At 60.3% G+C, this 26023-nt stretch carries 17 protein-coding genes; 15 read left to right on the forward strand and 2 right to left on the reverse strand.

Annotation, left to right across the window (positions count from 1 at the left end):
• Positions 1–37: 37 nt before the first annotated feature.
• Positions 38–4912 (reverse strand): RHS repeat-associated core domain-containing protein, encoded by a 4875-nt coding sequence (locus ACO77H_RS14020; RefSeq protein WP_432755709.1) that lies wholly within the window; start codon positions 4910–4912, stop codon positions 38–40.
• Between the two features lie 155 nt (positions 4913–5067).
• On the opposite strand from ACO77H_RS14020, the gene ACO77H_RS14025 reads away from it, so the two are divergent.
• Positions 5068–6012: a Dyp-type peroxidase gene (locus ACO77H_RS14025; RefSeq protein WP_169951960.1), complete on the forward strand. Its 945-nt coding sequence runs from the start codon at positions 5068–5070 to the stop codon at positions 6010–6012.
• Between the two features lie 34 nt (positions 6013–6046).
• Here ACO77H_RS14025 and ACO77H_RS14030 read toward each other — a convergent pair whose 3' ends face one another.
• On the reverse strand, positions 6047–6943 hold the full coding sequence (locus ACO77H_RS14030; protein ID WP_262376890.1) for a LysR family transcriptional regulator: 897 nt from the start codon (positions 6941–6943) through the stop codon (positions 6047–6049).
• Positions 6944–7056: 113 nt separating this feature from the next.
• On the opposite strand from ACO77H_RS14030, the gene ACO77H_RS14035 reads away from it, so the two are divergent.
• From ACO77H_RS14035 to ACO77H_RS14100, 14 genes are all read left to right on the forward strand, one after another.
• Complete coding sequence (locus ACO77H_RS14035; RefSeq protein ID WP_170041455.1) at positions 7057–7923, forward strand: alpha/beta hydrolase; 867 nt, start codon at positions 7057–7059, stop codon at positions 7921–7923.
• A 126-nt stretch (positions 7924–8049) separates the two neighbouring features.
• The gene (locus ACO77H_RS14040; RefSeq protein WP_170057368.1) at positions 8050–9618 is read left to right on the forward strand and encodes an ABC transporter substrate-binding protein; all 1569 of its coding nucleotides are present in this window, start codon (positions 8050–8052) and stop codon (positions 9616–9618) included.
• Between the two features lie 11 nt (positions 9619–9629).
• Complete coding sequence (locus ACO77H_RS14045) at positions 9630–10571, forward strand: ABC transporter permease (RefSeq protein ID WP_169951498.1); 942 nt, start codon at positions 9630–9632, stop codon at positions 10569–10571.
• Positions 10568–11437: an ABC transporter permease gene (locus ACO77H_RS14050; protein ID WP_170041454.1), complete on the forward strand. Its 870-nt coding sequence runs from the start codon at positions 10568–10570 to the stop codon at positions 11435–11437. Before ACO77H_RS14045 ends, ACO77H_RS14050 begins: the two co-directional genes overlap by 4 nt.
• Before the next feature lie 2 nt (positions 11438–11439).
• Positions 11440–13071: an ABC transporter ATP-binding protein gene (locus tag ACO77H_RS14055; RefSeq protein ID WP_432755710.1), complete on the forward strand. Its 1632-nt coding sequence runs from the start codon at positions 11440–11442 to the stop codon at positions 13069–13071.
• A gap of 130 nt (positions 13072–13201) precedes the next feature.
• Positions 13202–14482 carry an OprD family porin gene (locus ACO77H_RS14060; protein WP_432755711.1) on the forward strand — a complete coding sequence of 427 codons (1281 nt, stop codon included), beginning with the start codon at positions 13202–13204 and terminating at the stop codon, positions 14480–14482.
• 64 nt (positions 14483–14546) lie between these two features.
• Positions 14547–16073, forward strand: a complete 1527-nt coding sequence (locus ACO77H_RS14065; RefSeq protein WP_432755712.1) for a serine hydrolase domain-containing protein — start codon at positions 14547–14549, stop codon at positions 16071–16073.
• A complete protein-coding gene (locus ACO77H_RS14070) occupies positions 16070–17395 on the forward strand; it encodes an aminotransferase class III-fold pyridoxal phosphate-dependent enzyme (protein WP_432755713.1) in 1326 nt (441 codons plus the stop codon). The genes ACO77H_RS14065 and ACO77H_RS14070 overlap by 4 nt, the downstream gene beginning before the upstream one ends.
• A gap of 14 nt (positions 17396–17409) precedes the next feature.
• The gene (locus ACO77H_RS14075; RefSeq protein ID WP_432755714.1) at positions 17410–18828 is read left to right on the forward strand and encodes an aldehyde dehydrogenase family protein; all 1419 of its coding nucleotides are present in this window, start codon (positions 17410–17412) and stop codon (positions 18826–18828) included.
• 509 nt (positions 18829–19337) lie between these two features.
• The gene (locus ACO77H_RS14080; RefSeq protein ID WP_222932587.1) at positions 19338–21608 is read left to right on the forward strand and encodes a TonB-dependent siderophore receptor; all 2271 of its coding nucleotides are present in this window, start codon (positions 19338–19340) and stop codon (positions 21606–21608) included.
• Between the two features lie 5 nt (positions 21609–21613).
• Complete coding sequence (locus tag ACO77H_RS14085) at positions 21614–22771, forward strand: ABC transporter substrate-binding protein (protein WP_432755715.1); 1158 nt, start codon at positions 21614–21616, stop codon at positions 22769–22771.
• Positions 22768–23835 (forward strand): FecCD family ABC transporter permease, encoded by a 1068-nt coding sequence (locus ACO77H_RS14090; RefSeq protein WP_170041448.1) that lies wholly within the window; start codon positions 22768–22770, stop codon positions 23833–23835. Before ACO77H_RS14085 ends, ACO77H_RS14090 begins: the two co-directional genes overlap by 4 nt.
• Entirely contained in the window at positions 23832–24638 is an 807-nt protein-coding gene (locus ACO77H_RS14095; protein ID WP_432755716.1) for an ABC transporter ATP-binding protein, read from the forward strand. Before ACO77H_RS14090 ends, ACO77H_RS14095 begins: the two co-directional genes overlap by 4 nt.
• Positions 24635–25933, forward strand: coding sequence for an LLM class flavin-dependent oxidoreductase (locus tag ACO77H_RS14100; RefSeq protein ID WP_432755717.1), 1299 nt, complete (start codon positions 24635–24637; stop codon positions 25931–25933). Before ACO77H_RS14095 ends, ACO77H_RS14100 begins: the two co-directional genes overlap by 4 nt.
• Positions 25934–26023: the final 90 nt, after the last annotated feature.

Consider the following 26023-nt stretch of genomic DNA (forward strand, 5'->3'; position numbering starts at 1 on the left):
CTCGGTCAGTTTTTTGCAAGGCGCAGGGTGTACCGAATCATCTACCTTTACTGGTCAACCACAACCCCCTGAAACTGCCGAAGGGCAACCAAGTAATATCACCGATGAATGTATCGGCAAACTGAGCGGGCTCAGACTCAAGGACCCCCAGACCTCCCAGGACCCCCGAGGTCACGAACGAAAGCGTATTTACATCACCGGTATCGAACAGACTCGAAGTCCCCCGGGGGTGCAGTAGTGACGCATCGTTGTAGCGGACCTGCCAATTCACGGTTGGGCGGGGGAATGATTTTGCCCAGACGCGCTCCATTCCTCGGATTAGCCGCGACTGCCTGAGGGTGCCGGTCACGGCGTTGGATGTCTTGCTCATGAGGTTCCTGGCGACTGCTGGGAGAGACCGCCCCAGATACGCGCCAACCCTCACAACTTTGGCTGCCAGCGTGGTCAGCCCTGCTGCTGCTCCGGTGCTCAGGGATATCCAGGCCAGGATGCCGGAAGCCGCGGAATTGGTGTCCTGGATAACCACTGAGGCAATACCGGTCGCGAGCGAAGTGGCGGCGAGCCCAACAATCGCCGCCGTCAGTAACAGTGCCGTCCCTCCTGTCATCACGGCGGTCAATACACCGACCGCGCCCCACAGGTACGTATGAATCAAAGATCCTCCTTCGCCCAAGCCCTCCGGGCCAGGCAGGTCGTCCCCCCAAATCGCCCGTAATTGCTTATCCACGGAAAAATGCCCGGTGGGGTCCTGATAATTGACCGGGTCCCCTTCGGCACAATAGCCATACAGATTGGGTCCACCCTTACCGAACGGGCTGAGGTCATCCTGGGTAAGAAACTGCATGCTGGATGCGTCATACCAGCGTTCGCCTGTGCCCAGCGGGTACTGGCCGGTGGTGCTGTCACGGTATTCGCCGTTGAAGCCCAGTACCGAGTCGGGCTCATCCGAAAAATGCTCGCCGTAGGCGGTATAGGCATGATGCTTGAGGGTCTGGGCCTGGACATCGTAGCTGACCAACACGCTGCCGTTGAGATCCCGCAGTTCAAACAGTGTTCTGTCGACCCCGGAGCGCTTGATTTGTTGGACCGTACAGGCGGCGCTGCCGGGGTTGAGGTTGCGGCTGTTGTCGTTACTGGCGGTGGCGTAATCCCCGCAAGCCTTGAGGCCGTCGTAGATCACTTGACTTGGCTCGTCACCGCCATTACGGGTCATCAGGCGTTTGGACGGGTCATAGCTATAACGCGCACTGCCAGCCTGGATGAGCCGCCCGAGCCAGTCATAGCTGTATTTTTTGCCCGTCTGGTCCTGGGTTACCCGTCCCGCTGCGTCATAACTCAAGCTGGCAGACGCGATGTAGTCCGCGTGGCTGTTCTTGACTGTTGTAAGGCGGTAGCCATTGGCAGCGTCGTAGGTATAGGTTGCGGTGTTTTTCGCGGTGCCGATGGTGGTGATGCGGGTAAGCACGTTACCCAGTGCATCGTAGGTAAATTCCTGTTTGTCGATCTCCTTGTTCTTCGGCGTCCTTGGCCGCCAGACGCCAGTGGTGGTACAGGACTTGACCCGGCCGCCCGGCGTATAGGTCAGGCTGCGGGAGCCGAGGAGGGTGGCGCCCTGTTTCAATTGGGCCGATTTCAATTTGTCATCGGCGTAATAAGTTTGCTCCAGCAGGAGGTCAACTTTACCGGGGAGTATGAATTGGCGGCTGGTCTCACGTTGTTGCAGATCGTGGGTGTACTTCACATGGAATGTGATGGGGGAAGTGGGCTCAAGGTTGTAGGGGCCGGCAACGACTTCCTCCTGAAACAGCCCTTGATCATCGTAAATGTGGTCAGTGGTGTAGTGAAAGTTATTGCTGGCATAGCGCTGCCCGTTAGTCTTGTAGAGAAACAGTGTCTGGTTACTCAGTACGTCGGTACTGTCCAGCAAGCGCCCATTCATTGAGTGGGTGTAAAGCACTTCCTTGCTTTGACCTGGCTCGGTTTGCACCTGTTGCCGGGTGATACTGAGATAGAGGTCATGGTTGTACTGGAGGAACTGTTGGCCCTCGGTCGCCGTGGCAATACCTTGTGTGCCATAGGCGTAGGTAAAGGTGTTTTGCGCGCTGGCATCTGCGGTACTGGTCTTGGCCAGGCGATTGCCCAGCTCCTTGATGTAGTCATGCTTGAGTACGCGGCCGTCGGCGGTAACAGTGGTCGCGGGTACTGTGCTTGTGCCGCTATAGGTGTAAGTCTCGGTGCAAGAGCCGCGTGTCAGCGAGGTTACCCGGCCCCAAGTGTCGAAGCTGCGCTTGCCCAGGACCTGCCGTTTGCCACCGGACTCAAGCTCGATTTGTGTGGCGTCCCTGAATAGCCAGTGCTGCGGGTAGGTGTAGTGGTAGGTATAGATGAAGGGCACGTCGAGCAACCCACGGCCTTTTTCGCTGCGCCGTTCACTCAGCAGGCGACCATTGGCATCGTAGATGTAGTTGATGGTGATAATTCCGAACTCGCTGTCGGTAACCAACTGTTTAATTTGCTTGGCCCGATTGTAACTGGCTGTCTGGGTTTGAAAGACGGCGCCGTTCTGGCCTTTCCATTCAATTTTCTTGATGGTTTCATCCGAGTTGTACGTCGTCACGGTGGTGTGCTTGTCGGCGGTCTTGCCGGTCCATTGCGTACGGGTCATGGCGACGGGGTCATATTGATTGAAGTCTTCCCGGCCATCGCTGTAGTGCTGGCTGCTGACTTCATTCCAGTCGTCGTATCGCATCTCTTGCCATTGGATGAGCTGGGTCCCGTGCCGGTCATAATCAAAACTTGATGTCCGTAGCTCACGTCCCAGGCTGTCATAGGTAACGGCCTTGGTTTGCTTACGCAGGTTACCTTCCAGCAAGTATTCACTCACCAGCCGATCCTGGCCGTCGTATTGGGTCAAGTGGGTTTTTCCGTTGGGCTCGGTGACTTTCACTTGCCCGGGCGCGGGGTAGGCATAGGCGGTGACTTGGCGATACGTGGTGCTGTGCGCGCAGACGGTCAGGCTGAGTAACTGCCCGTATTGGCTATAGGTAAACTCGGTGCGATTGCCATCAGCGTCGACTTGGCGCAGGAGGCGGCCACTGAGGGTGCTTTGGGTTTGTGAAGACGTACGGGTCTTGCCGGTTGTGTCGGTGTCGGTGGTCGTGGTGGTCAGTTCGGTGTTACCAACCCCTCCCAGTGTGTAGTCAAAGGTGCGTATTGGATCGGTCTGCACGGGGCGCCGGTCCTTGGTCCCCAGGGTGCTCTGGGTAAGGGTCTTCACGCGACCCTTGCGAAAGTCGTCACCTTCGAAGTATTCGATAAGCTGGCCGATGAGTGCTGCATTGTAGTTCAGTTCGCTGGCGAGACTACCTTGTAAGGTACTGATGATTTTAGATTCGCTTAGATTGGGTATTTGTTTATAGGCGTGGTATTTAAAGGTGAAAATATTTAATAGTTGGGGGAATGTCCCTGGCAGCAGTTCTGGAATTATTGCCAGCAGCCCTGGATCGTCGACGATTTCAGTATCAACGTAAGTGGAAGGAAACAGCTGGGTGGGGAGTGTCAGGATAGGCGTCCATGATTCATCAGGCTTTTTGTCGGTCTGCTGCTCGGAAGTTAATGCGATCTGATTCAGCAAGTTTGTTAAGGTAGTCTCGCTCTCAGTAGATTTAATTTCACCTTTTTCTGGGGCAGGTATGTAGTCCACTACTGTAGTTACTCTTTCTTGTCGATTTCTGACAAGTGCAGAGTGGGTATTGAAGCGGTTTTCGTTTTTCTCTTCCCGACTCTTGCCGGCCTTGCTGTATATCGTCGATGTCGTGCGACTTAGTAGTTCTTCTTGCACAGTCATCGTGTATTTTTTTTGTGTTTGTGCCGCCCCTTGTACGAGCACTTCGGAGGTGACGTTGTGCTGTTCATTGTAGTTATAGGTCGTGGTGCGAATGGCCGGCACGCCCTCGCTCATGATCGTGCGGTAGTGATCCGGGTCCTGGCGCTGGTACACATAGGTGGTCACCACCGGTGTCCCGCCGCCATTGGGCGTCAGGGTATGGGTGCTAACACAGGGCAGGGCAGATAGCTTGGGGTTGTCCGGGAAGGTCAGTCCGTTGTCCTGATACTCCACCTGCTCCTGCAGCCCGTCAAAGCTGGTGATGTTGGTCAGCAGCCAGCCACAGGTCGGGTGATCGAGGTACTCGAAACTGCTTTTGATATCTGCTGCGAGGCTGACGGATTTAAGGGCGTAATTCTCGATGGCCAGGCTGTAGCTCAGGGTTTCGGCGGCGTCGTCGGGCCAGAACGTCAACGTGGCCGAACTGATGACCGGCGTGGCGGCCGGGTCCCCTGGGGTGTATTGCACCTTGAGCAGGCTGCGGGTGGCGTCGCGGATTTCGGTCAACTGGATCTGGTAGTAGGTTGCGCCGCCGATCACATGGGCGGTGGTCATCCAGCTCAGGGTCACGCTGTTGTAACCATCGGTGGTCAGGGACTCGGGGACGTAGATGCCGGTATCTGGCAGCAGTACCAGCACTTCCTTGCGGCCACCTTTGCGGTGCACGGTCAACTTGCCGTTGTTCCATTGCGCAATCACGGCGGATTGCTTCAAATCTTTATCCTTTTCCACCGTCAACACTTCACCGGAATGCATCGTGAGCTTCTTGTGCTTTTCACTGTAGGTGGTCATGGCATAGAACCAGCCATCCCCCAGCGCTGCCTCGTTATTGACCACGGGCGTATTGTGCAGGCTCATTTCGATCACCGGCCCGTTGCCGGCATTGCCCGTCAGCGACGGCAAGGGCACGTAAACCTCAAACAACCCCGTGCGTGGGTCCACGACATTGCGCTTTTGCGTGGTGGCATTGAAGATCGGATCGTTTTCGTCGTCGGTTGGGTCGGTGCCCATGGGGTTGTGCGCCATCATCCTCTCCTTGATTTTTACCCTGTTCAAAAACTACGCGACGGCGAACGCGCACGTAACTGTCAAATCTCACAGTCGTTTATATCGTTTAGTAATGGGTGTAGGATTTTTTACTCTCTCCTTTAACCGTGGAGCTGCGTGTGGAATCCGTCACGATGAACCCGAATATTGAACCTCAGGCTGTGTGCACTCCGATCACCCGCGCGGCCATTTTCATGGTCGCCACACTTGCTCCCGGTAGCGATGCGGCCAGGACGGTACGCCAGTGGTGCGGCGATATCGCCGCCCTTACGCGCTCCGTGGGCAAGCGCGTGCCCGACGGTAGCCTGACCTGTGTCTGCGGCTTCGGCTCGACGGCCTGGGACGCGCTGTTCGGCAACCCACGCCCGGCGTCCCTGCATCCGTTTCAGGCAGTTGGCGTAGCGGGGCGCATGGCGGTTGCCACGCCTGGGGATGTGTTGCTGCACATTCGCGCCGAGCGCATGGACCTGTGTTTTGAACTGGCCACGCAAATCATGGCGGCCCTGGGGGATGCGGTGGTCGTGGTGGATGAGGTCCAGGGATTTCGCAATTTCGACATGCGCAGCATCATCGGGTTTGTCGATGGCACCGAGAACCCGACCGGGCGCAAGGCTGTCGGTTTCACCATCGTCGCTGACGAAGACCCGGCGTTCAGTGGCGGCAGCTATGTGCTGGTGCAAAAGTACCTGCACAACATGGGTGCCTGGAACGCGTTGTCCACCGAGGCCCAGGAGCGGGTGATCGGGCGTACCAAACTGGCGGATATCGAACTGGCGGATGAGGCCAAGCCGAGCAACTCCCACAGTGCCTTGACCACCATCACCGAGGATGGCGAGGAAGTGAAGATCCTGCGCGACAACATGCCCTTCGGCCGGCCGGGAGCGGGGGAGTTCGGCACCTATTTCATCGGCTATGCGCGCACGCCGCAGCCGCTGGAGCTGATGCTGGAGAACATGTTTGTCGGCCGGCCTGCCGGCAACTATGACCGGCTGCTGGATTTCAGTACGGCGGTCACCGGTGGCTTGTTTTTTGTGCCGTCCGCGGATCTGCTGGAAGAACTGGCCGAGCGTGAGCCTTAGGGGCGGCCACGCGTGGCAATCTGCCAGGTAAGGCTCACTTCGCCACTGCCTGCATCAGCAACTTGCGAATCTCCCCGGTAATCGCACTTTTGGTGCCTTGCTCCAGAATCCCCACCCGGCGTACCGCCAAGTCTCCAGGCAGCGGCAGTACGCGCAGGCTGGGGTCTTTGTGCCAGTCAAAGTTCTTCAACAGCGGCACGATTGCCACACCGACTTGCTGGCGGACCAGGTCGGCGATACCGATGATCGAGTTCAGTTCGAGGATTTCCAGCGGCTCGACTGATTCACTCTTGATGATCGATTGCACCTTGCGGCCTACGGCGGTGGACCGGTCATAGCGAATGAACGGCTGGGTCCTGAGCAATTCCACGGCGTCGTTGATACCCGCGGTCTGCGCGGTGTTGGCGAGCATGACGATGGGCTCGTTGTAGAGCAGGGTCCAGCTCAAGCCGTCGAAGTTTTGCCGCGCCGTCTCGATCAACAACGCCGCGTCGAGCTTGGCGGCGTGTACCAGGTTGACCACCTCGTCGGAGCGGGCAGTCATCAGGTTGACCGAGATGCGCGGGTGCAGCTTTTTCAGTTGCACCAGGCAATTGGCGAGCAGGCCCATGCCGGAGGTAATACCGCCGATGGACACTTCGCCCTCCATGGCCATGCCATCGGGCGCCTCGGCGATCATTTGCTCGTAGTCCGCCAACAGGCGCTTGGCCTTGGGCAGCAACAACACGCCATCGCGGCTGAGCTTGATCTGCCGCTGGCTGCGGTCGAACAGTGGCCGGCGCATCTCTTCTTCGAGGGCGCGCATTTGCTGGCCGACAGCGGCATTGGTCAGGGCCACCCGGTCGGCGGCGGCGGCGAAACTGCCGTATTCGGCGACGGCGATAAACGTCTTGAAGAAGCGAATGTTGCTCATGGGCAGGCCCGTGGTCATGGGTGTGCCTGAATCGTAAAGGTTTTGTTTACTCAGGTTAAAGTTAAATTAGTTTTTCTTTTTATAGGGCCCGGCCAATACTCAAGCCCGAACTGACTCGGCGAACTTACCCAATGAGCAATCCAGATATCAGCCCTGAACACGCAGCATTGCGTGCTGCAAAGAACGTGTATCACCTCGGCGCGACCACCGTGTACTCCCATCACGGGGACAGCCGGTTTGCCTACACCCTCTATGTGCCTGAAGCCATCGAGGACAGCACCCGGCCAGTCGACCTGGTGGTGTCGCTGCACGGTTCAACCCGTGCGATGGAGATTTACCGCAATGGCTTCGCCGAATTTGGCCGCTGGAACGATTGCGTGATCCTGTCGCCGCTGTTCCCGGTCGGCGTGCTGGGGGACGGCAATGGCGATGGCTACAAGCAGATGGTCGAAGGCGATATCCGCTACGACCAGGTGTTGCTCGACATGATCGCCAGTGTCGGCAAGCGTTACGGCCGCCGCTTTGAAACCTTCGCGCTGTTCGGCTATTCCGGTGGGGGGCAATTCACCCATCGCTTCTGCTACCTGCACCCCGAGAAACTCTGGGCGGCGTCCATCGGCGCACCGGGCTCGGTGACCCTGCTCGATGCCGATCAGGACTGGTGGGTCGGCGTGCGGGACTTTGCCACGCGCTTCGGCAAGCCGCTGAACCTGCCAGCCTTGCAGCGCTTGCCGGTGCACATGGTGGTGGGTGATTCAGACCTCGAAACCTGGGAAATCACCCACCGTGAAGGTGGCAAACACTACATGGCCGGTGCCAACGCTGCCGGGCGCACGCGACCTGAGCGCCTGGCCACCTTGAAGGCGAGCTTCGAAGCCGCCGGCGTGCAGGTGCACTTTGACTTGCTGCCCAACGTCGCGCACCAGGGCGTCAAGGCCATGCCGGCCGCCCAGGACTTTTTTGCCAAGGTGTTGCGTCACAAGCGCAGCCTGGGCTGATACACCGTAGGTAGATGCACTCAGAACAGACCGTATAACAATAACCAAGGATTCACTCATTCTGATGCCGGTCCTGCCTTGGCCCTCGCCACTGACCGGAAAATTTCTTCAAGGAGTCTTTCTCCCGTGAATAGTTACGTAAAGACGGCAGTGGCCGTTGCGATGTCGGCGTGCGCCTTTTCCATGGCCGTTGCCCAAGACCAGGTCATCAGTGTCGGCATCAACGGTGATATCCGCAGCAGCGACCCAGGGGTCAACCGGGACGACAATACCGACGCGGTGATGATGCATATCGTCGAAGGTTTGGTGGCGTACCGCGAAGACACCAGCATCGCACCGATGCTGGCCAGTGCGGTTGCCGTCTCGGCCGATGGCCTGCGCTACACCTTTACCCTGCGCGACGGCGTTCTCTTCCAGAACGGCCAGCCATTGACGGCCAAGCAGGTGCAATGGACCTGGCAGCGCTACCTCGATCCCAAGACCCAGTGGCGTTGCCTGGCGGAGTTCGATGGGCGCGGCGCGGCCAAGATCGTCGATGTCTCAAGCCCAGACCCGAAAACCGTGGTGTTCACCCTGGACCAGGCCAATGGCTTGTTCCTGGCCGCCATGGCCCGTCCGGATTGTGCCGGCAGCGGCATCTTGCACCCAGACTCCCTGGCCGCCGATGGCAGTTGGCGCGCACCGATTGGCACCGGCCCGTTCACCCTGGGCAAATGGCAGAAGGGCCAGTACGTCGAGCTGGATCGCTTCAAGCAATACACCCCGCGTGCCGAAGGCGAGGCGGACGGTTACACCGGCAATAAGCAGGCGTTTGTCGACACCGTGCGCTTCCAGGTGATCCCCGATGCAGCCTCGGCCAAGGCCGCGCTGCTGTCAGGTGGCGTGGACCTGCTGCCGGACGTGACCGCGATGGATGCCGCGCAACTCAAGCAGGTCAAGAACCTGCAGATCCAGGTCAGCCCGATCATGACCATCAGCGGCCTGTTGTTCCAGACCCGCGACCCGCTGCTCAAGGATGTGCGCATCCGGCGCGCGGTGGCCTTGTCCCTGGATTACGCGCAGATGGTGGCGGCGTTGTCCGATGGCTTGTCGGTGGTCAACAACTCAGTGATTCCCACCGCGAGCCCTTACTACGACGGCATCGCGCAGCAGGGTTACACCTACAACCTCGACGAGGCCCGGCGCTTGTTGAAAGAGGCCGGCTACCGCGGGGAAAAAATCCGCATGCTGGTCAACAAGCGCTACCCGCAGATGTTCGACATGGGCTTGCTCAGCCAGGCCATGACCCAGGCAGCAGGGCTGAACATCGAGATGGAAACCCTGGAGTGGGGCACGCAGCTGGAGCGTTACCAGAGCGGTAGCTACCAAATGATGTCGTTCTCCTATTCGGGGCGTTTCGATGCGGCGCAAAGCTACGAATCGGTGATCGGCGACAAGGACAAGGAGCCGCGCAAAGTCTGGGACAACCCCCAGGCCCTGGCGATTTTGCGCGAGGCCCAGCGGGAAGTTGACCCTGCCAAGCGCCGGCCACTGTTCGACCAGCTGCACACGCTGATGCTCAAGGATGTGCCCATGGTGGTCATCTACAACGGCACTGCCATCGGCGCCATGGGTAAGCGCGTTGAGGGTTATCGCTCCTGGCCCGTTGCCAAGCCGCGCCTGTGGGGCGTGAAGCTGGCCGACACTTCCAAGTAAGGCGTAGCGCTATGTTTCGATTCATATTGCACAGGCTCGGCATGGCGGTGCCGACCCTGTTGCTGATCTCGGTGATTGTATTTGCCTTGATCCGCCTGATCCCCGGCGACCCGGCGCTGTTGATGCTGGGCGACATGGCCGACCCGCAAAGCCTGGCCGACATGCGCAGCAGCCTGGGCCTGGACCACTCGGTGGTGACCCAGTACCTGATCTGGATCAAGTCGGTGCTCAGTGGCGACCTTGGGGTGTCCATCAGCAGCCGTCAGCCGGTGCTGGAGTTGCTGGTCGAGCGTTTCAGCGTCAGTGCGACCGTGGTGCTGGTGGCAGTGTTGCTGGCGACCCTGCTCGCGGTGCCGGTGGGCTTGCTCGCAGCCTGGAAGCAAAACAGTGCGATGGACCTGGGGCTGGTGGCGACGGCAACGTTGTTGCTGTCGGTACCGAGCTTCTGGTTGGGCTTGCTGCTGCTGTATGTCTTCGGCATTCAGTTGGGCTGGTTGCCGGTGATCGGTTACGTCGGCTTCGCCACCGACCCTATGAAAGCGCTGACCTATGTGGTGCTGCCGATCATCACCCTGACGCTGGTGGAGTTCGGCGCCATTGCCCGGATGGCCCGGGCCAGCACCATCGAGGTGCTACGCCTGGAGTACATCGCCCATGCCCGGGCCAAGGGCTTGTCGGAAAGTGCGGTGCTGTGGCGACACGCCTTGCGCAACGCATTTGCGCCGACCTGGACCTTGATTGGCCTGATCCTGGGCAACCTGCTCGGCGGCATTGCGGTGCTGGAAACCGTGTTCACCTTGCCCGGCATCGGCCGGTTGATGGTCGATGCGATCTTCTCCCGCGACTACCCGGTGCTGCAGGGGTGCCTGCTGCTGGTCACCTGCATCTATGTGTTGGTCAACCTGTTGGTGGATCTGCTGTATCCGCTGTTCGATCCAAGGGTGAAGCTATGAACCTCAAGACTCCTGCCTTGCCCACCGTGGCGGCGATCTCGCCTCGGCGGCGCCGGCGTTACCCGCCGCTCAACGCCCTGATCGGCGGCAGCTTGCTCGCGGTCCTGGTGTTACTGGCATTGCTCGGCGTGGTGTGGACGCCTTACGACCCGCTCAAGTTGGACCTGCTCTCACGCCTGCACGCACCGAGTGCCGTGCATTGGCTTGGCACCGACGAGTTTGGCCGCGATGTGTTCAGCCGCCTGATCATTGGCGCGCGTACCAGCTTGTGGATCAGCCTGCTCTCGGTCAGCGTGGCGGTGATCTGCGGCACGGTGATCGGCATGCTCGCCGGTTACCTGCGCGGCTGGACCGACCGGGTGCTGATGATGCTCAACGACGCGTTGCTGGCGTTCCCCGGCATCCTCATGGCCCTGGGCATCATGGCGATTGTCGGCGCCAGCCAGTACGGCATCGTGCTCGCCCTGGGCATCGCCTACACCCCATCGGTGGTGCGGGTGGTGCGCGGCAGCGTGCTGTCACTGCGTGAGCTGGAGTTCATCGAGGCTTCGCGGGTGATCGGCAACTCCGAGCTGTACACCATGTTCCGCCACATCACCCCCAACTGCCTGGCGCCCCTGTGTGTACTGGCCACCAGTATGTTTGGCTGGGCGTTGCTCTCGGAGAGCGCGTTGAGCTTCCTCGGCCTCGGGGTGCCACCGCCGGCCGCGACCTGGGGCAGCATGCTCTCGGCAAGCCGCACCTATATCTCGACGGCGCCGTGGCTGGGGATCTTCCCGGGCATCTTTATCAGCCTGACGTTGCTGGCTATCAATCTGTTCGGCGATGCGTTGCGTGATCGTCTCGACCCGCGCATGAGGAAATGAGCATGAGCGCTCCAGTGCCTTTACTGGCCGTTGAAAATCTGCAGATTCGCGTTGGCGTGGACGGTCCGCTGGCCGTCGACGACTTCAGCTTCACCATGGCCCCTGGCGAAATCGTCGCCCTGGTGGGCGAGTCTGGCAGCGGCAAGACCATGGCCGCCCGCGCCGCCATTGGCTTGCTGCCGGCACCCATGCAAGTGTGCGGCGGGCGCATCCTGTTCCAGGGGCAAGCGCTGGACAGCAGCGATGCCAAGGCCATGCGTGCGGTGCGTGGTGCGCGGATCGGCATGGTGTTCCAGGAACCGATGGTCTCGCTCAACCCCGCGCTGACTATTGGCCGGCAGATGAGCGAGGCGCTCAAGCTGCATACCGCGCTGGATGCGGCGACGATCCACGGGCGCTGCATCGCCATGCTGCAACGCATCGGCATCAAGGACGGCGAAAAATGCCTGGCATCCTACCCGCACCAATTCTCCGGCGGCATGCGCCAACGCATCATGCTGGCTTCGGTGATGTTGCTGCGCCCGGCGCTGCTGATCGCCGACGAACCGACCACGGCCCTGGACTGCCTGGCGCAACTGGACGTGATCGAGTTGATGCTGGAGCTGACCCGCGAGCAGGGCACCGCGATCCTGTTCATCAGCCACGACCTGTCCCTGGTGGCGCGGTATGCCCATAAAGTGGTGGTGATGCGCTCGGGCAAGGCGGTGGAGCAGGGCCGTATCGAAGACATCCTCTTTGCCCCCAAGGCTGAATACACCCGGCAGTTGCTCGAAGCGCTGCCCCGGCGTGGGACGCTGGGGCCATTGCCGGCGACCGACAGCCCGTTGCTGCAGGTCCGGGATGTGTGTATCGAGCACCCGGGGCCACGGAGTTTCTGGGGGCGCAGCGTGCCCAAGCGCGTGGTGCACTCGGTGAACCTGAGCATCGCGCCGGGCGAGACCCTGGCCCTGGTCGGTGGCAGCGGTTCGGGCAAGACCACCCTGGGGCGTGCGGTCGTCGGGTTGGTCAACCCGTGCGCCGGGGCGATTCTGTTCCAGGGCGTGGATATCCTCAACGCCGCCAACCGCGCGCATCGCCTGCAATGCCAGATGATCTTCCAGGACCCGTATTCGTCCCTCGACCCGCGCATGACGGTCGGCCAGATCCTCGCCGAGCCGCTGCGCCATGAGCCGGCCCTGACGGCCGCGCAAAAACGTCAGCGGGTCACCGACACCCTGGTCGACGTGGGCTTGCCCGAACAGTTTCGCGAGCGCTTTGCCCATCAACTCTCCGGCGGGCAACGCCAGCGCGTGGCGATCGGCCGGGCGCTGGTGCGCCGGCCCAAGCTGGTGATTGCCGACGAGCCGATTTCGGCGTTGGACATGACCATCCAGAAACAGATCCTCGAACTGTTCGAGCGTCTGCAACGCCAATATGGCTTTGCCTGCCTGTTCATCTCCCACGACCTCTCGGCGGTGGAGCGTATTGCCCACCGCGTGGCGGTGATGAACCAGGGCGAGGTGGTCGAAATGGGCCCGCGTGACACGATTTTCGACACCCCGCAACACCCTTACACCCGCCGGCTACTTGCGGCGGCCAGCCCCTTGGAGAAACGCGCGGACGGCAGCTACCGCCTCCGTGCCAGTGTGATTTAGGTACTGCTGCACCCCAGGCCACGGCATCAAAACCCAACCCTTCGCAAATCGCCGATTTGCGAAGCGGGCGAAGCCATGGCCGAAGAAAACAAAAACAACTCCACTCAACCTGTCTGCCAGGAACCTACACATGAATAACCGCATCAACAAAGTCGTCGCCAGTGCCAGCGTCATGGGGGCCGGTTTCATGCCCCTGTTTGCCCAGGCCGACTTCATCGCCGACAGCAAAGCCGCGCTGGAATTGAAGAACTACTACTTCAACCGCGACTACCGCGAATCCAGCGGGCAGAACAAGCGTGCCGAATGGGCACAGGGTTTTATCCTCAAGCTCGAGTCGGGTTTTACCGACGGTACCGTGGGCTTTGGCCTGGACGCGGTCGGGATGTTGGGCATCAAGCTCGATTCGAGCCCGGACAACTCCGGCACCGGGCTGCTGGCGCGCTCCAGCATGGCCGAGCCCGGCGCTCCCAGCTACGCCCGCCGAGCCCATGACAACTACTCCAAACTTGGCCTCACCGGCAAGGCGCGCCTGGCCAAGAGCGAGTTGCGCGTGGGTTACATGGTGCCAGACCTGCCGACCCTGCAGCCGAACCTGAGCCGCCTGTTCCCGCAGAGCTTCAGCGGCACGGCACTCACCTCCAAGGACATCGACAAGCTGACCCTGACCGCCGGTCAACTGGACCAGGTCAAGCAGCGCGACTCGACCCACTACGAGGACATGGGGCTTACCAGCCAATACGGCGCCTACAAAAGCAGCGCCAAAAGCGATGAATTCCGCTTCGCCGGCGGCGAATACGCACTCACGCCGACGACCTTCGTGACTTACCAGTTCGCACAATTGGAAAGCCTGTACCAACAGCATTACCTGGGCTTGAAAAACAGCCTCGAGTGGGGCCCGGGCACCCTGAAGACGGACATCCGCTACTTCAGCGCCAGCGAAGACGCCGCAGCCCTGGCCGGCAAGGTGGATAACCGGGCGCTGAGCACGCGCATCGGCTATGGCCTGTACGGCCACAACCTCAGCGGCGGTTACCAGGAGCAGTACGGTTCGACGCCGTTCACCTATGTGGACGGTACCAACACTTACCTGTTCAGCGAGTACCAACTGGCCAACTTCTCCCAGACCCGTGAGCGCGTGTGGCATGCCCGCTACGACTATGACTTCGCTGCGCTGGGCATTCCGGGCCTGCTGTTCTCCACGCGTTACGCCAAGGGCGATAACGCCAAGGTCATCGGCTTTGACGGCGAAGGGCGCGAGTGGGAGAGGGACTTGAGCCTGGGCTATGTGGTGCAGAGCGGTACGTTCAAGGACGTATCGCTGCGTTGGCAGAACGCCAGCGCCACCAGCAACTTCGCCCGTGACACCAACGAAAACCGAGTGATCCTGGGCTACACCGTGGCGCTCTGGTAGCGGTAATGGCGTGCAACAGCAGCCTGTTGCACGCCCAAGCAGTGCAAATGAGGGGATAGATCAGATGACGAGTTTGCCGTTGCGCCGGGCACTGCCCAGTCAACAACGTGTATCGGCGCGTGGCGTGAGTGATTTCATCGATGCGGTGAACGCTGCGGGCCTGGAGTTACACAGTTTCATGCTGTACCGCGATGGCGCGGTAGTGGCCGAAGCGTTCTGGGCGCCTTATAGCGCCGCACGCTTGCATGTTCAGCACTCGGCGACCAAAAGCTGGGTGTCCATGGCGGTCGGGCTGTTGGTGGATGACGGTGTGTTGTCGCTGGATGCCAAGGTGGTGGACTTTTTTGCCGCCGATTGCCCGGCCTCCATCAGCGCTAACCTGGCGGCCATGACCGTACGGGATCTGCTGACCATGCGCACCGGGCATCGCCAGGGCATCTCCGGTGGCGCCTGGCGCGGGCGCACTGACAGTTGGGTGCGGTTGTTCCTCAATGAGCCGGTCGAAGACCCGCCAGGGCAGCGGTTCATCTATAGCAGTGCGTCGAGCTTCATGCTCTCGGCGATTGTCAGTGTGGTCAGCGGCCAGACGGCGTACGCCCTGTGTAACGCGCGCATCTTCCAGCCCATGGGCATGGGGCCCATCGAGTGGGACCTTGCACCGGGCGGCTTCAACACCGGGGGCAACGGCCTCAGTTGCCGCACCGAGGACTTGCTCAAGTTCGGCGTGCTGCACTTGCAACAAGGCCATTGGGAGGGGCAGCAATTGCTGTCCCGGGAATGGGTGGCCGACGCGACCCGTGGGCATGTCGACGATGTATGGATGGGCGCCTTCGATGGCAAGCGCTACCTGGGCCGTGACGAGTCTAGCGACGCGGCTGTCACGCGCCGCGAAGGCTACGGCTACCAGTGGTGGATGACCCTGCACGGTGGTTACTACGCCTCCGGAGTGTTTGGCCAGCAGTGCATCGTGTTGCCGCGCCATAACGCGGTGATTGCCTTCACCGCCGGGCTGGCGCTGGGCGAGCGGCGCTTGCACAGCCTGCTGTGGGAGCATCTGGTGCCGGCGCTGGGTGTGCCCACTGACGGCGCGACGGATGCCGGGTTGGCGGCGCTGCTGGCGCGGCAACAGCGGCAACAGCGGCCCGTCATGTCTGGCGCCGCGAGTTCGCCGCGCCAGGCCGAATTCAGTGGCACGTTCGTCATGCAGGCCAACGAAGACCAGGTCAGCGAAGTGCGCCTGGAGTTTGGCCCGGAGCATTGTGATTTCTACCTCACCGACCCCCGTGGCACCCATTGCATTCGTGCCGGGCTCGTGGCCGGCATCGAAAGCCGGACCAGCATGACCGGCCACTATCTGCATCACCAATACCAGCCGGAGCTCACCCCGGTAGTGGCGCAGGCGCGCTGGACCGAAGCAGGGGTGTTGAGCATGACCTGGCAGTTTGTCGAGACGGCGTTTTGTGACCGGGTCACCTGCCGTATCGAACACGGCAGGTTGTCTGTGGACCGCAGCGTCAACGTTAACGCAGGCCCGTTGCAGCGCCCGACGCTGACCGGCCATCCCATCATTGCTTTGCAGGAGTCTCTATGAACGATCTTTCCCAGCCTTCAGCGCGCGTGAATCGCGGGTTCTGGGCGCCATTCACGCCGATGCGCCAGTTCCAGCAACAGCCGATGATGTTCGCCAGTGCCGATGGCATGTACTACACCACCACCGACGGGCGCCGTGTACTCGATGCAATGGCCGGGCTGTGGTGCGTCAATGCCGGGCACGGCCAGCCGAAAATCGTCGAGGCGATTCGCGAAGCGGCGGGGCGCCTGGACTTTGTCTCGTCATTCAAGATGAGCCACCCCCAGGCCCTGGAGATGGCCGAGCGCCTGATCGACGTCAGCCCCGCCGGCATGGAGCAGGTGTTTTTCACCAACTCAGGGTCTGAAGCGGTGGACACCGCGCTGAAGATCGCGCGGGCCTTTCACCAGGCGCGTGGCGATTGCCGCCGGACCAAGTTTATCGGGCGCGCCAAGGGCTACCATGGCATGGGCTTCGGTGGGCTGTCGGTCTCTGGTATCGGCCGTCAGAAGCGTGACTTTGGCCCACTGCTGGGCGAGGTCTCGCACCTGCCGTTGCCCTATGACGCCGGCATGCGTTTCAGCGTCGGGCAGCCGCAACAGGGCGCCAGTTACGCCGACGCGTTGACACAGTTGTTGGATATCCAGGACCCGAGCACCGTGGCCGCCGTGATCGTCGAGCCCGTGACCGGCTCCGGCGGCGTTTATCCGCCGCCCCTGGGCTATTTGCAACGTTTGCGCGAGATCTGCACGCGGCACGGCGTGCTGCTGATTTTCGACGAGGTGATCACCGGCTTTGGCCGCGTCGGCGCCCCCTTTGCCGCGCAAGCCTTCGGCGTGCTCCCGGACCTGATCACCACGGCCAAAGGCCTGACCAACGGCGCGGTGCCCATGGGCGGCGTACTGGTCAGCGGTGCGGTGTATGAGGCGTTCATGGCCGGGCCGGCCAATGTTATCGAACTGATGCACGGCTACACCTATTCAGCGCACCCGCTGGCGTGCGCAGCCGGGTTGGCGACCCTTGAGGTGCATCGCGAATTGGGCCTCAACCAACACGTCAACGCCGTGAGTGGGCTGTGGCAGTCGAGTGCACTTGCGCTGCAGGGCGTCGGCGCGGTGCTGGACGTACGTGCTATCGGCCTGCTCTGCGCCGTCGAACTCGAGCCGCGCCCAGGGTTTCCAGGCGCACGGGGCAGCGAAGTTGCGCAGTGGTGTTTCGAGAATGGCGTACTGGTGCGCGGCTCGGGCGACACAATTGTGATTTCGCCGCCACTGCTCATCAGCCCGCAGGAGATTGCCCTGGTGTTCGACACCCTGGGCAGCGCCCTGAAACACGTTGCCTGAAGGGAGTGCAAGGGATGTCGGATCTGTTTGAGTTCTACATTGACGGCGCCTGGGTCAAGCCCCACGGCACCACCATCGAATCCGTGGTAAACCCGCGCACCGAGCAGGTGGTAGCGCGCATCATCCTTGGCGACAGCCATGACCTGGAGCGTGCGGTCGGCGCGGCCAGGCAAGCGTTTGCGGGGTTCGCCGCCAGTTCGCTCAAGGCGCGTATCGAACTGCTGCAACGCATTATCGAAGCCTACGAGCGCCACAGCGAAGCGTTGATCGAAGCGGTTCACCTGGAGATGGGCGCGCCGCTGTCCCTGGCCCGCAGCGCCCATGTGCCGGCTGGCCTGGGCCACCTGATGCAGGCATTGGAAGTGTTGCGCGAGTACCGCTTCGAACGGCGCCTGGGCAACACCCTGGTGGTGCGCGAGCCCATCGGCGTGTGCGGCCTGATTACGCCCTGGAACTGGCCACTCAATCAACTCACCTGCAAGCTCGCGCCAGCGCTGGCGGTGGGCTGCACCGTGGTGCTCAAACCCAGCGAGCGTGCGCCGTTGTCAGCCCGGATCATTGCCCAGGTGCTGCATGAGGCCGAGGTGCCCGCAGGGGTATTCAACCTGGTCAACGGCGACGGCCCGGGGGTGGGCGCTGCGCTGGCGCGCCATGCCGAGGTGGACATGGTGTCTTTCACCGGCTCCACCCGCGCCGGCGTTGCAGTGGCCCAGGCGGCGGCACAGACGGTCAAGCGAGTGTCCCAGGAGCTGGGCGGCAAATCCGCCAATATCCTGCTCGACGATGCCAGCCTGCCCAGCGCAGTGCGCCATGGGGTGTTGGGCTGCATGCGTAACAGCGGCCAATCGTGCAATGCACCGACACGCCTGTTGGTGCCGCGTGCACAGCAACAGGCGGTGATTGAGATTGCCCAGCACGTGCTCGCGCAGATGTGTTACGACGACAGCAACCCGAGCACGGCCATTGGCCCTATCGCCAACGCCATGCAGTACGAACGGGTACAGCACATGATCGCCCAGGCCATTGCCCAAGGGTCGCGATTGGTCGCCGGGGGGCCAGGTCGGCCTGAAGGCGTTGAGCGTGGCTACTACGTGCAGCCGACGATATTTGCAGATGTCACCCCGGACATGCTGGTGGCGCGTGAGGAAATCTTCGGCCCGGTCCTGGCAATCATCCCGTATGACAGCGAAGCCGAGGCCATCGCCATCGCCAACGACAGCCCCTACGGCCTGTCCGGTTACGTCACCTCGGCCAGCCTTGAACGCAGCCTGGGGATTGCCCGTCAACTGCGTACCGGCATGGTCCACCTCAATGGCGCCCGCGCCGACCAGGCTGCACCGTTTGGCGGCTACAAACAGTCGGGCAACGGCCGCGAGTGGGGGGAGTGTGGGTTTGATGAGTATCTGGAGAGTAAGTCGTTGTTTGGCTATTAGCGGGTTGCGCAGGCGGTTTATCAGAGGCTGTCAGGATCGCCGGAGAATATTTTGACTAGGCTCTAGCGCTGTGTTTTCAGGCAGATAAGTTTCAGATATGCCCCCGTTTTGCCCCCAGGTGTATCAGGTTCTTGAGTGGCGATTTCCGACAGAATGTCGTCGTTGATCGCTCATCAAAGGGTGGCCCGGGCACGCTACGCGGTGGTAAGCATCACCAAGTTCATGCATGTCTTGGATCACCCCATGATATTGAACTGTTGGCCAATGGGCATCGACATGATGCCTTATCCCTTCTGCGGAAAATGGTGGCTTTGGGGGCATTTTCACATCGTTGCGCAGGCGCGGCAGCACCCTCGTTGCACGGGTCCATACAAGTCCCGCCCGGTAATTGAGCTGCAGTGGTTACACAGGCACGCAAGGCACAGTTAATGTTACTTCTCATTTACATTGACTGTCAGTCAGTCAGTGGATAGGATTTGCCTCCCAATCCGCTTGACGCCGTGTACAGAATGAACAACTGGCCGCTGATTCATCCCTCTCCATGCTCGAAACCAAACTACTTTTTCCGCACCGCCCAGCAGTGTGCGGTGATCGCCTCTGCGCTAACCCTGTGTGCTTATCAAATGGCTCACGCTGATGACCTTGCGCAGCGCACGACCGAGAATGATCCAATCCCACCCGTTGCAGGTGTGGTCACCTTGCCGGCCACCAGTGTCACTGGGGTGAGCACCAAGGGAGGCGAATCCGGTCTCGTACACGGTTATGTTGCGGAACAATCCGGGTTGGGCAGCAAGACCGACACTTCGATCCTGGAAATTCCTCAATCCGTGTCGGTAGTCACGCGCGAGCAGATGGATACCCAGCAAATAAAAACGACCAGCCAGGCACTGCGCTATACGGCAGGCGCCAATAGCGAAAAATACGGGGCCTTCGGAGATCAGCTCGACTTCACAAAAATCCGCGGCGTCGAAGCCGATTACTATTTGGACGGGCTGCGCTTAATCAGTAACCCTGGCAGTTGGTCGCCCCAGGTCGATCCCTACACACTGGAGCGTGTCGAAGTATTGCGAGGACCGTCGTCCTATCTTTATGGGCAATCAACCGGCGGAGGCATAGTCAACCAGGTAACTCGCAAGCCCCAAGAGGTGGAGTCGCATGAGGTCACGACACAATTTGGCAGCTTCGGCCGTACGTTTCTTGGCGTGGATTCAACCGGTCCACTCGACAGTGACAGGACGCTGCTCTATCGCTTTACCGCGACAGGGTTGAAGGCGAATGACCAGATCGAAGATGTACACCACAAAAGGCTCTATCTTGCGCCTTCGCTGACGTGGCAGCCGACGGAGCAAACCTCTTGGACTGTCCAGCTTGTTCACTCTCGGGAGCCCGAAATACCGAACTACAACTCTTTGCCAGCCAATCTGCTTGGGCTGAATAAAAGTCCCTATCCATCAATAGATCGGGACAGGAACTACCGGGATATGTCGTTTGATGACTCGTCCCGCGAACAGAATTACATCAGCTCCAACTTCACCCACTCTTTCGACAACGACTGGAAGGTGACGAGCACTATGCGCTACATGCATATCGCCTCGGATTTGCAAAGAAGCGTTGTCTACGGGTATTCGGTGGTCAATGGCAAGCCACTGCTAAAAAACACTTATGAGATTTCCCCCTCCAGTTCCAATACGTTCTCGATGGACAACTATGTCAGTGGCAGCCTCCAGCTCGGGCCTACTAAGCACGACGTTATCGTGGGTGCCGATTTTGCCTCGGGCACTGTAACCAGTGCCCTCTATAGCAGTGGCCCTTATCTTGTTGACCCCTACGGCTCGGACTATCGCCCGCATGTCAAACCAGACTTCACGGCAAGCCGCGCAGCACCTTGGTCCGAGAAACAGGAGTTCGATCGCTTGGGCGTCTATGTACAGGATCAGATTTCTTATGACCGATGGCGTCTGACGTTGGGCACACGCTACGATAAATCCGAAACAGACGACGTGACGCGAAGTTATTCCCCTACTTCGGTCTCCACCAAGATGAACAACGGGAAGTGGTCGGGGCGAACAGGCCTGAGTTACCAGTTTGATAACGGCATTTCTCCCTATGTGAGCTATGCCACGTCTTTTAATCCGTTGATAGGCAGCGGTTACAACGGGAGTGCGTTCGTCCCGACTGAAACGACACAAACGGAGATAGGCATCAAGTTTCACCCCGCCGACTCCAGAACATTGCTGACGGCCGCCATTTACAATCTGGAACAGACCAACGTCAAAACCGCCGATGCGGCCCATCTGGGGTTCAACACCCAGGCGGGCAAGGTGCGCAGCCGTGGTGTCGATCTTTCAGCCACTGCCGAGCTGGTCGAAAATCTTAATCTGCTTGCCAGTTACAGTTACCTGGATAACGCCTTGGTCCAGGATACGACCTACCAAGGCAACAGCCTGACACAAACCCCCCGACACAGCGCTGCCCTGTGGCTTGATTACCTCATAGGACGCGGATCTTTGTCCGGCCTGAAAATCGGAGCAGGCTCGCGTTACCTGGGCGCGTCGTACGGCGATCCAGCGAACACGTTCAAGGTTCCGGCGGTCACGCTTTTTGATCTGGCGTTGAACTATGAACTTGGTTCAATTGCGCCTTCGCTTGAAGGCGCTTCGCTGGCGCTCAATGTCAGCAACCTGACTAACAAGGAATACGTCGCAAGTTGTACCTCGGCCCTGTATTGCTTTGTCGGGCAGGATCGCACGGCCACCACTTCTCTCACTTACCGCTGGTGAGCCAAATGGGCGATGTTCTGTATTCAAGGCGCCGTGTTCTGGGGCGCCTGATGGCGGCTGGAATGTTGATCAGCCTTTCTCGAAGTCTCACCGCTGCGCCCGCACGTGTGTCATTCAAGGATGTTGCTGACCGTGATGTACACATAGATCGACCTGTGAAGCGGGTGCTGCTGGGGGACGGCACGCTGGCTTACGTCTTGGCGGTGCTGCTTCCGGACCGGCCATTTGCTGATGTTGTGGGTTGGGGCGAGAACTTCAAGGCTGCGGACCTGGATGGCTATCGGGCATATCTGCGGAAGTTTCCCGAGATGGGCCGCATTCCATCGTTTCCGGCCGCGACGCTCGACTCCATTGGTAGCGAATTAGCGATTTCGTTGGCGCCGGACGTGGTGATCATGAACCTCAGTTCAAAGGCCGCCGCCGAGTCGTCGGGCCTGATGGCACGGTTGACACAGGTGGGCATTCCGATCGTGTTCGTTGATTTTCGCACCAAGATGTTTGATAACACCGTGCGAAGCGTGCAGATCCTCGGTGCACTGCTTGGGCGAACCGATCGTGCCGACGAATTCCTGCGTTTTCGCCAAGAGCAGATCGAACGTGTCACGGTGCCATTGGAAAACGTTCGAACGCGGCCTCGTGTAATGGTCGAGCGTGCCGCAGGTCTGTATGACGACTGCTGCCTGACTTACGGCGAAGGCAATTTCGGTGAGCTTGTGACAGTCGCTGGAGGTGACAACCTCGGTTCTCATTTCCTGCACAGTACTTTTGGTACCTTGCATCCCGAGCAGGTTATTGCCAGCGACCCGGATGTCATCCTGGTGACCGGCGCAAATTGGTCGCTTTATTCGCCTGCGGGAGACTGGGTCAACCTCGGACCCGGCGCCGACTCCGCGCAAGGGCTCGCGCGTTTGCGCCGGTTGATGCGCCGGCCGGCATATCGTTCGTTGTCGGCGGTGAAGGCGGGGAGGGTCCACGCCATCTGGCATCCCTTCTATGACAATCCGTATTACTTTGTCGCACTGCAGCGGATAGCAAAGTGGCTTCATCCCGAACTCTTCGCATCGCTGGATCCGGACGCTACGTTTCGCGAGTTCCACGCGCGTTTTCTTCCGGTTCCTTATCAGCCCGGTTATTGGCTGAGCCTGGATGGAGCATCACTATGACGAAGCAAGCCATCGGCACACAGGCCGAACTCACCCGCGGGCGGAGCTTATACAGCCGCCTGGCGAAACGCCGCTTGAGCATGATCGTCGGCATTGGCCTGCTTACCCTTGTGTTTTTCATGATCGACCTTTCCATAGGCCCGGCGCATTACAGGTTGATGGAGCTGCTGTCCGTCTTGATGCAAGACGCGTCGTCGAGCCAGGTGAGCGTGATACTTTGGGACATCCGACTACCCGTGGCGCTATCGGCTCTGGTCGTCGGCGCGAGTCTGTCGATTGCGGGTTTGCAAATGCAGACAGTGCTCGGCAACCCCCTGGCGAGCCCGTTCACCTTGGGCTTGTCGGCCGCGGCGAGTTTTGGCGCCGCACTCGGTCTGATATTGGGGGTAAGCGTTCTGCCTGCTTCGGCTGTCGCCTACGCCATCCCCGTCAATGCGTTCCTCGTTTCGATGGCAGCGGCCTTGTTCATTCATCGCCTGAGTCGCAAACGCGGTATCACCACCGAAATGATCATACTGTTGGGCACGACCCTGGTCTTCACGTTCTCGGCACTGCTGGAGGCGCTGCAGTACATCGGTCCCGAACAGGCGCTGTCTGCTGTCGTCTTCTGGACAATGGGCAGTCTTTCGCGTGCTACGTGGCCCAAGCTCGGCATCATGAGTGTCATTCTCCTGATCGTATCGTTTACGTTCGCCCGCCAGTCCTGGGCGTTGACGGCATTACAACTCGGAGAGGCCCGGGCGACGGCTTTGGGGATTCCCGTAGCGCGCCTGCGCCTGCGCGGCATTCTGCTCAGCAGTCTGCTCGCCTCTATCTGCGTCTCTTTTGTGGGCACCATCGGGTTCGTTGGATTGGTGGGGCCGCATATTGCCCGAATGCTGGTAGGCGAGGACCAGCGCTTTCTCCTCCCGGCCTCTGCGCTATGTGGGGCATGCATGCTGTCGGCGGCCTCGGTACTGAGCAAATCGCTGGTCGCCGGGCAAACCCTGCCGATTGGAATAGTGACATCCCTGGTGGGCGTGCCCTTGTTTTTTGCGTTGATTCTGCGAGCGAAGACGCGATGACTGCACTGCTCAACATCGCGGACGTGTCGGTAGCCTTCGACGGCCATGCGGTATTGCAGAACGTCAGCTTCGGGCCCATGGCGGCGGGTAGCATCACGGCGCTGCTGGGTTCGAACGCTGCCGGTAAGTCCACGCTGCTGCGCCGGATTGCGGGCGAGCTGGGTGGCGCTGGCACCGTGACTGTGGCAGGGCAGGCTGTCGAGACCTGGTCCATTCATCATCGCAACCGCCCCGCACACGTCCCCCAGGATATTTCCATGAACTCCTCGCTGCGAGTGTTTGAAGCAGTGCTGCTTGCGAGCAAGCAGGGCAGCGGCTGGGGCGTTGATGGCAGTGAGTTGGATGAGGTCACCCGTATGCTCCAGACGCTGGAGATTAACGTGCTCGCCGACCGCGAGCTGGCCGCATTGAGCGGCGGCCAACGGCAACTTGTATCGATTGCCCAGGCAATGATCCGCGCACCCAGTGTCTTGTTACTGGATGAGCCCACGAGCGCACTGGATTTGCAAAACCAGTTCGATGTGCTCGATTTATTGCGTCGGTTGGCGCGAGCGCGCTCGATGTGCGTCGTCATGGCCATTCACGACATCAATCACGCATTGCGCTTCGCGGACCACGTGGTGGTCCTTCATCAAGGGCGGGTGCATGCCACCGGCCGCCCCCTCGATGTCCTGACACCGGCGTTGCTGGAAAAAGTCTACGGCGTGCAAGCGCGCCTCGAATACTGCTCGCAAGGGGCTCCATTCCTGATTGTGGATCGGTCTTTGCGAGCACCGAATTCCATGACGAGCACCCTACAATGACCAGACCACTCAAGAAACTCATCCTGTTGGCCATGCCCAGCATTCATGCCGGCGCTTGGCGATATCCGGGTGCCATACCCGACTTCCACAGACGCTTCGAGCACATGAAGTGGTTCGCCAGAATCCTTGAGAAGGGTCGGTTTGATGGGCTCTTTCTGCCTGACTCACTTGCGGTTCGCGCAGGTTCCGTCGACACGCTCATGCGAAGCTCCAGCGTGGTTACGCTTGATCCATTGACACTGCTTCCGGCGTTGGCGGCAGTGACGCGGCACATCGGGCTGATCGCAACCGCCAGTACCACCTATAACGAACCGTACATGCTCGCGCGCCGCCTGGCCTCACTGGATGTCATCAGTGCAGGTAGGGCTGGGTGGAATCTGGTCACGTCGAGTAATCCGAACGAGGCAGCCAACTTCGGCGCGCAGTCCCACCTTGAGCATGGCGCAAGGTACCGCCGCGCCCGAGAGTTCTCGCAGGTGATGGAGGGGCTTTGGGAAAGCTGGGAGGCGGATGCCTTCTACATGGATGCAGCCAATGGCATCTACTTTGATCCTGCCAAGCTGCATACACTCAATCACCAAGGCCCTCACTTCACGGTGAAAGGCCCGCTCAATGTAGCTCGACCTGTTCAGGGGCGCCCCGTCATAGTACAAGCCGGTGCGTCCGAAGCGGGGCGGCAGATTGCGGCAGAGACGGCCGAAGTCATTTTTACTTATCAGACCGATCTTGCATCTGCGCAGGTTTTCTATGCTGACATGCGATCACGAGCTATGGCAGCAGGCCGCACGGATGCGGTGAAAATCGTTCCCGCAGTCCTTGTCGTATTAGGCGACAATCTTGAGCAGGCGCAACGCAAAAGATCGAGGCTGGATGAGCTGGTAGATGATCAGAGTTGCCTCGCGACGCTCTCCATTGCGTTGGGGCACGACATTTCTGCCTACGATCCGGCAGGCCTACTGCCTGAAATACCCGAGAGCAATGCGAGCAAGAGCGGCCGTGATCGTGTGGTGCGGCTCGCGGCGCGGGAAAACTTGAGCGTTCTTGAGTTGGCAAGGCGGGTCTGCGGTTACCAGGGCCTGGAAATGGTGGGGACCGCCGAAATGGTCGCTGACCAGATGGCACTGTGGCTGCAGCAGGAGGCCGCCGATGGATTCAACGTCATGTTCTCCCACCTACCGGGAGGCGCGAGCGAGTTCGTGGCGCAGGTCGTTCCGCTCCTGCAGAAGCGCGGGCTGCTCAGAAGGCGTTACGAAGGACGCTGCTTCCGGGAAAACCTGGGCCTGGTCAAGCCGTAGCCTGGTTGTTCTTTGGGCGGTACTTCAGGGGCTGTTGGCGTGCAGGGTGAACGGTGCCCTTGCCTGGAAGCAGGGCACCTATCGGTGTTG

This window comes from Pseudomonas sp. WMBT8 (assembly GCF_050916005.1).
Lineage (GTDB): Bacteria > Pseudomonadota > Gammaproteobacteria > Pseudomonadales > Pseudomonadaceae > Aquipseudomonas.

What these genes read in the sequence shown, in the direction of transcription:
- ACO77H_RS14065 (WP_432755712.1), top strand. Translation starts at nt 14,547, where the DNA reads ATGACGAGTTTGCCGTTGCGCCGGGCACTGCCCAGTCAACAACGTGTA.
- ACO77H_RS14095 (WP_432755716.1), top strand. Translation starts at nt 23,832, where the DNA reads ATGACTGCACTGCTCAACATCGCGGACGTGTCGGTAGCCTTCGACGGC.
- ACO77H_RS14090 (WP_170041448.1), top strand. Translation starts at nt 22,768, where the DNA reads ATGACGAAGCAAGCCATCGGCACACAGGCCGAACTCACCCGCGGGCGG.
- ACO77H_RS14035 (WP_170041455.1), top strand. Translation starts at nt 7,057, where the DNA reads ATGAGCAATCCAGATATCAGCCCTGAACACGCAGCATTGCGTGCTGCA.
- ACO77H_RS14055 (WP_432755710.1), top strand. Translation starts at nt 11,440, where the DNA reads ATGAGCGCTCCAGTGCCTTTACTGGCCGTTGAAAATCTGCAGATTCGC.
- ACO77H_RS14045 (WP_169951498.1), top strand. Translation starts at nt 9,630, where the DNA reads ATGTTTCGATTCATATTGCACAGGCTCGGCATGGCGGTGCCGACCCTG.
- ACO77H_RS14025 (WP_169951960.1), top strand. Translation starts at nt 5,068, where the DNA reads ATGAACCCGAATATTGAACCTCAGGCTGTGTGCACTCCGATCACCCGC.
- ACO77H_RS14070 (WP_432755713.1), top strand. Translation starts at nt 16,070, where the DNA reads ATGAACGATCTTTCCCAGCCTTCAGCGCGCGTGAATCGCGGGTTCTGG.
- ACO77H_RS14080 (WP_222932587.1), top strand. Translation starts at nt 19,338, where the DNA reads ATGAACAACTGGCCGCTGATTCATCCCTCTCCATGCTCGAAACCAAAC.
- ACO77H_RS14050 (WP_170041454.1), top strand. Translation starts at nt 10,568, where the DNA reads ATGAACCTCAAGACTCCTGCCTTGCCCACCGTGGCGGCGATCTCGCCT.
- ACO77H_RS14100 (WP_432755717.1), top strand. Translation starts at nt 24,635, where the DNA reads ATGACCAGACCACTCAAGAAACTCATCCTGTTGGCCATGCCCAGCATT.
- ACO77H_RS14085 (WP_432755715.1), top strand. Translation starts at nt 21,614, where the DNA reads ATGGGCGATGTTCTGTATTCAAGGCGCCGTGTTCTGGGGCGCCTGATG.
- ACO77H_RS14060 (WP_432755711.1), top strand. Translation starts at nt 13,202, where the DNA reads ATGAATAACCGCATCAACAAAGTCGTCGCCAGTGCCAGCGTCATGGGG.
- ACO77H_RS14030 (WP_262376890.1), bottom strand. Translation starts at nt 6,943, where the DNA reads ATGACCACGGGCCTGCCCATGAGCAACATTCGCTTCTTCAAGACGTTT.
- ACO77H_RS14075 (WP_432755714.1), top strand. Translation starts at nt 17,410, where the DNA reads ATGTCGGATCTGTTTGAGTTCTACATTGACGGCGCCTGGGTCAAGCCC.
- ACO77H_RS14020 (WP_432755709.1), bottom strand. Translation starts at nt 4,912, where the DNA reads ATGGCGCACAACCCCATGGGCACCGACCCAACCGACGACGAAAACGAT.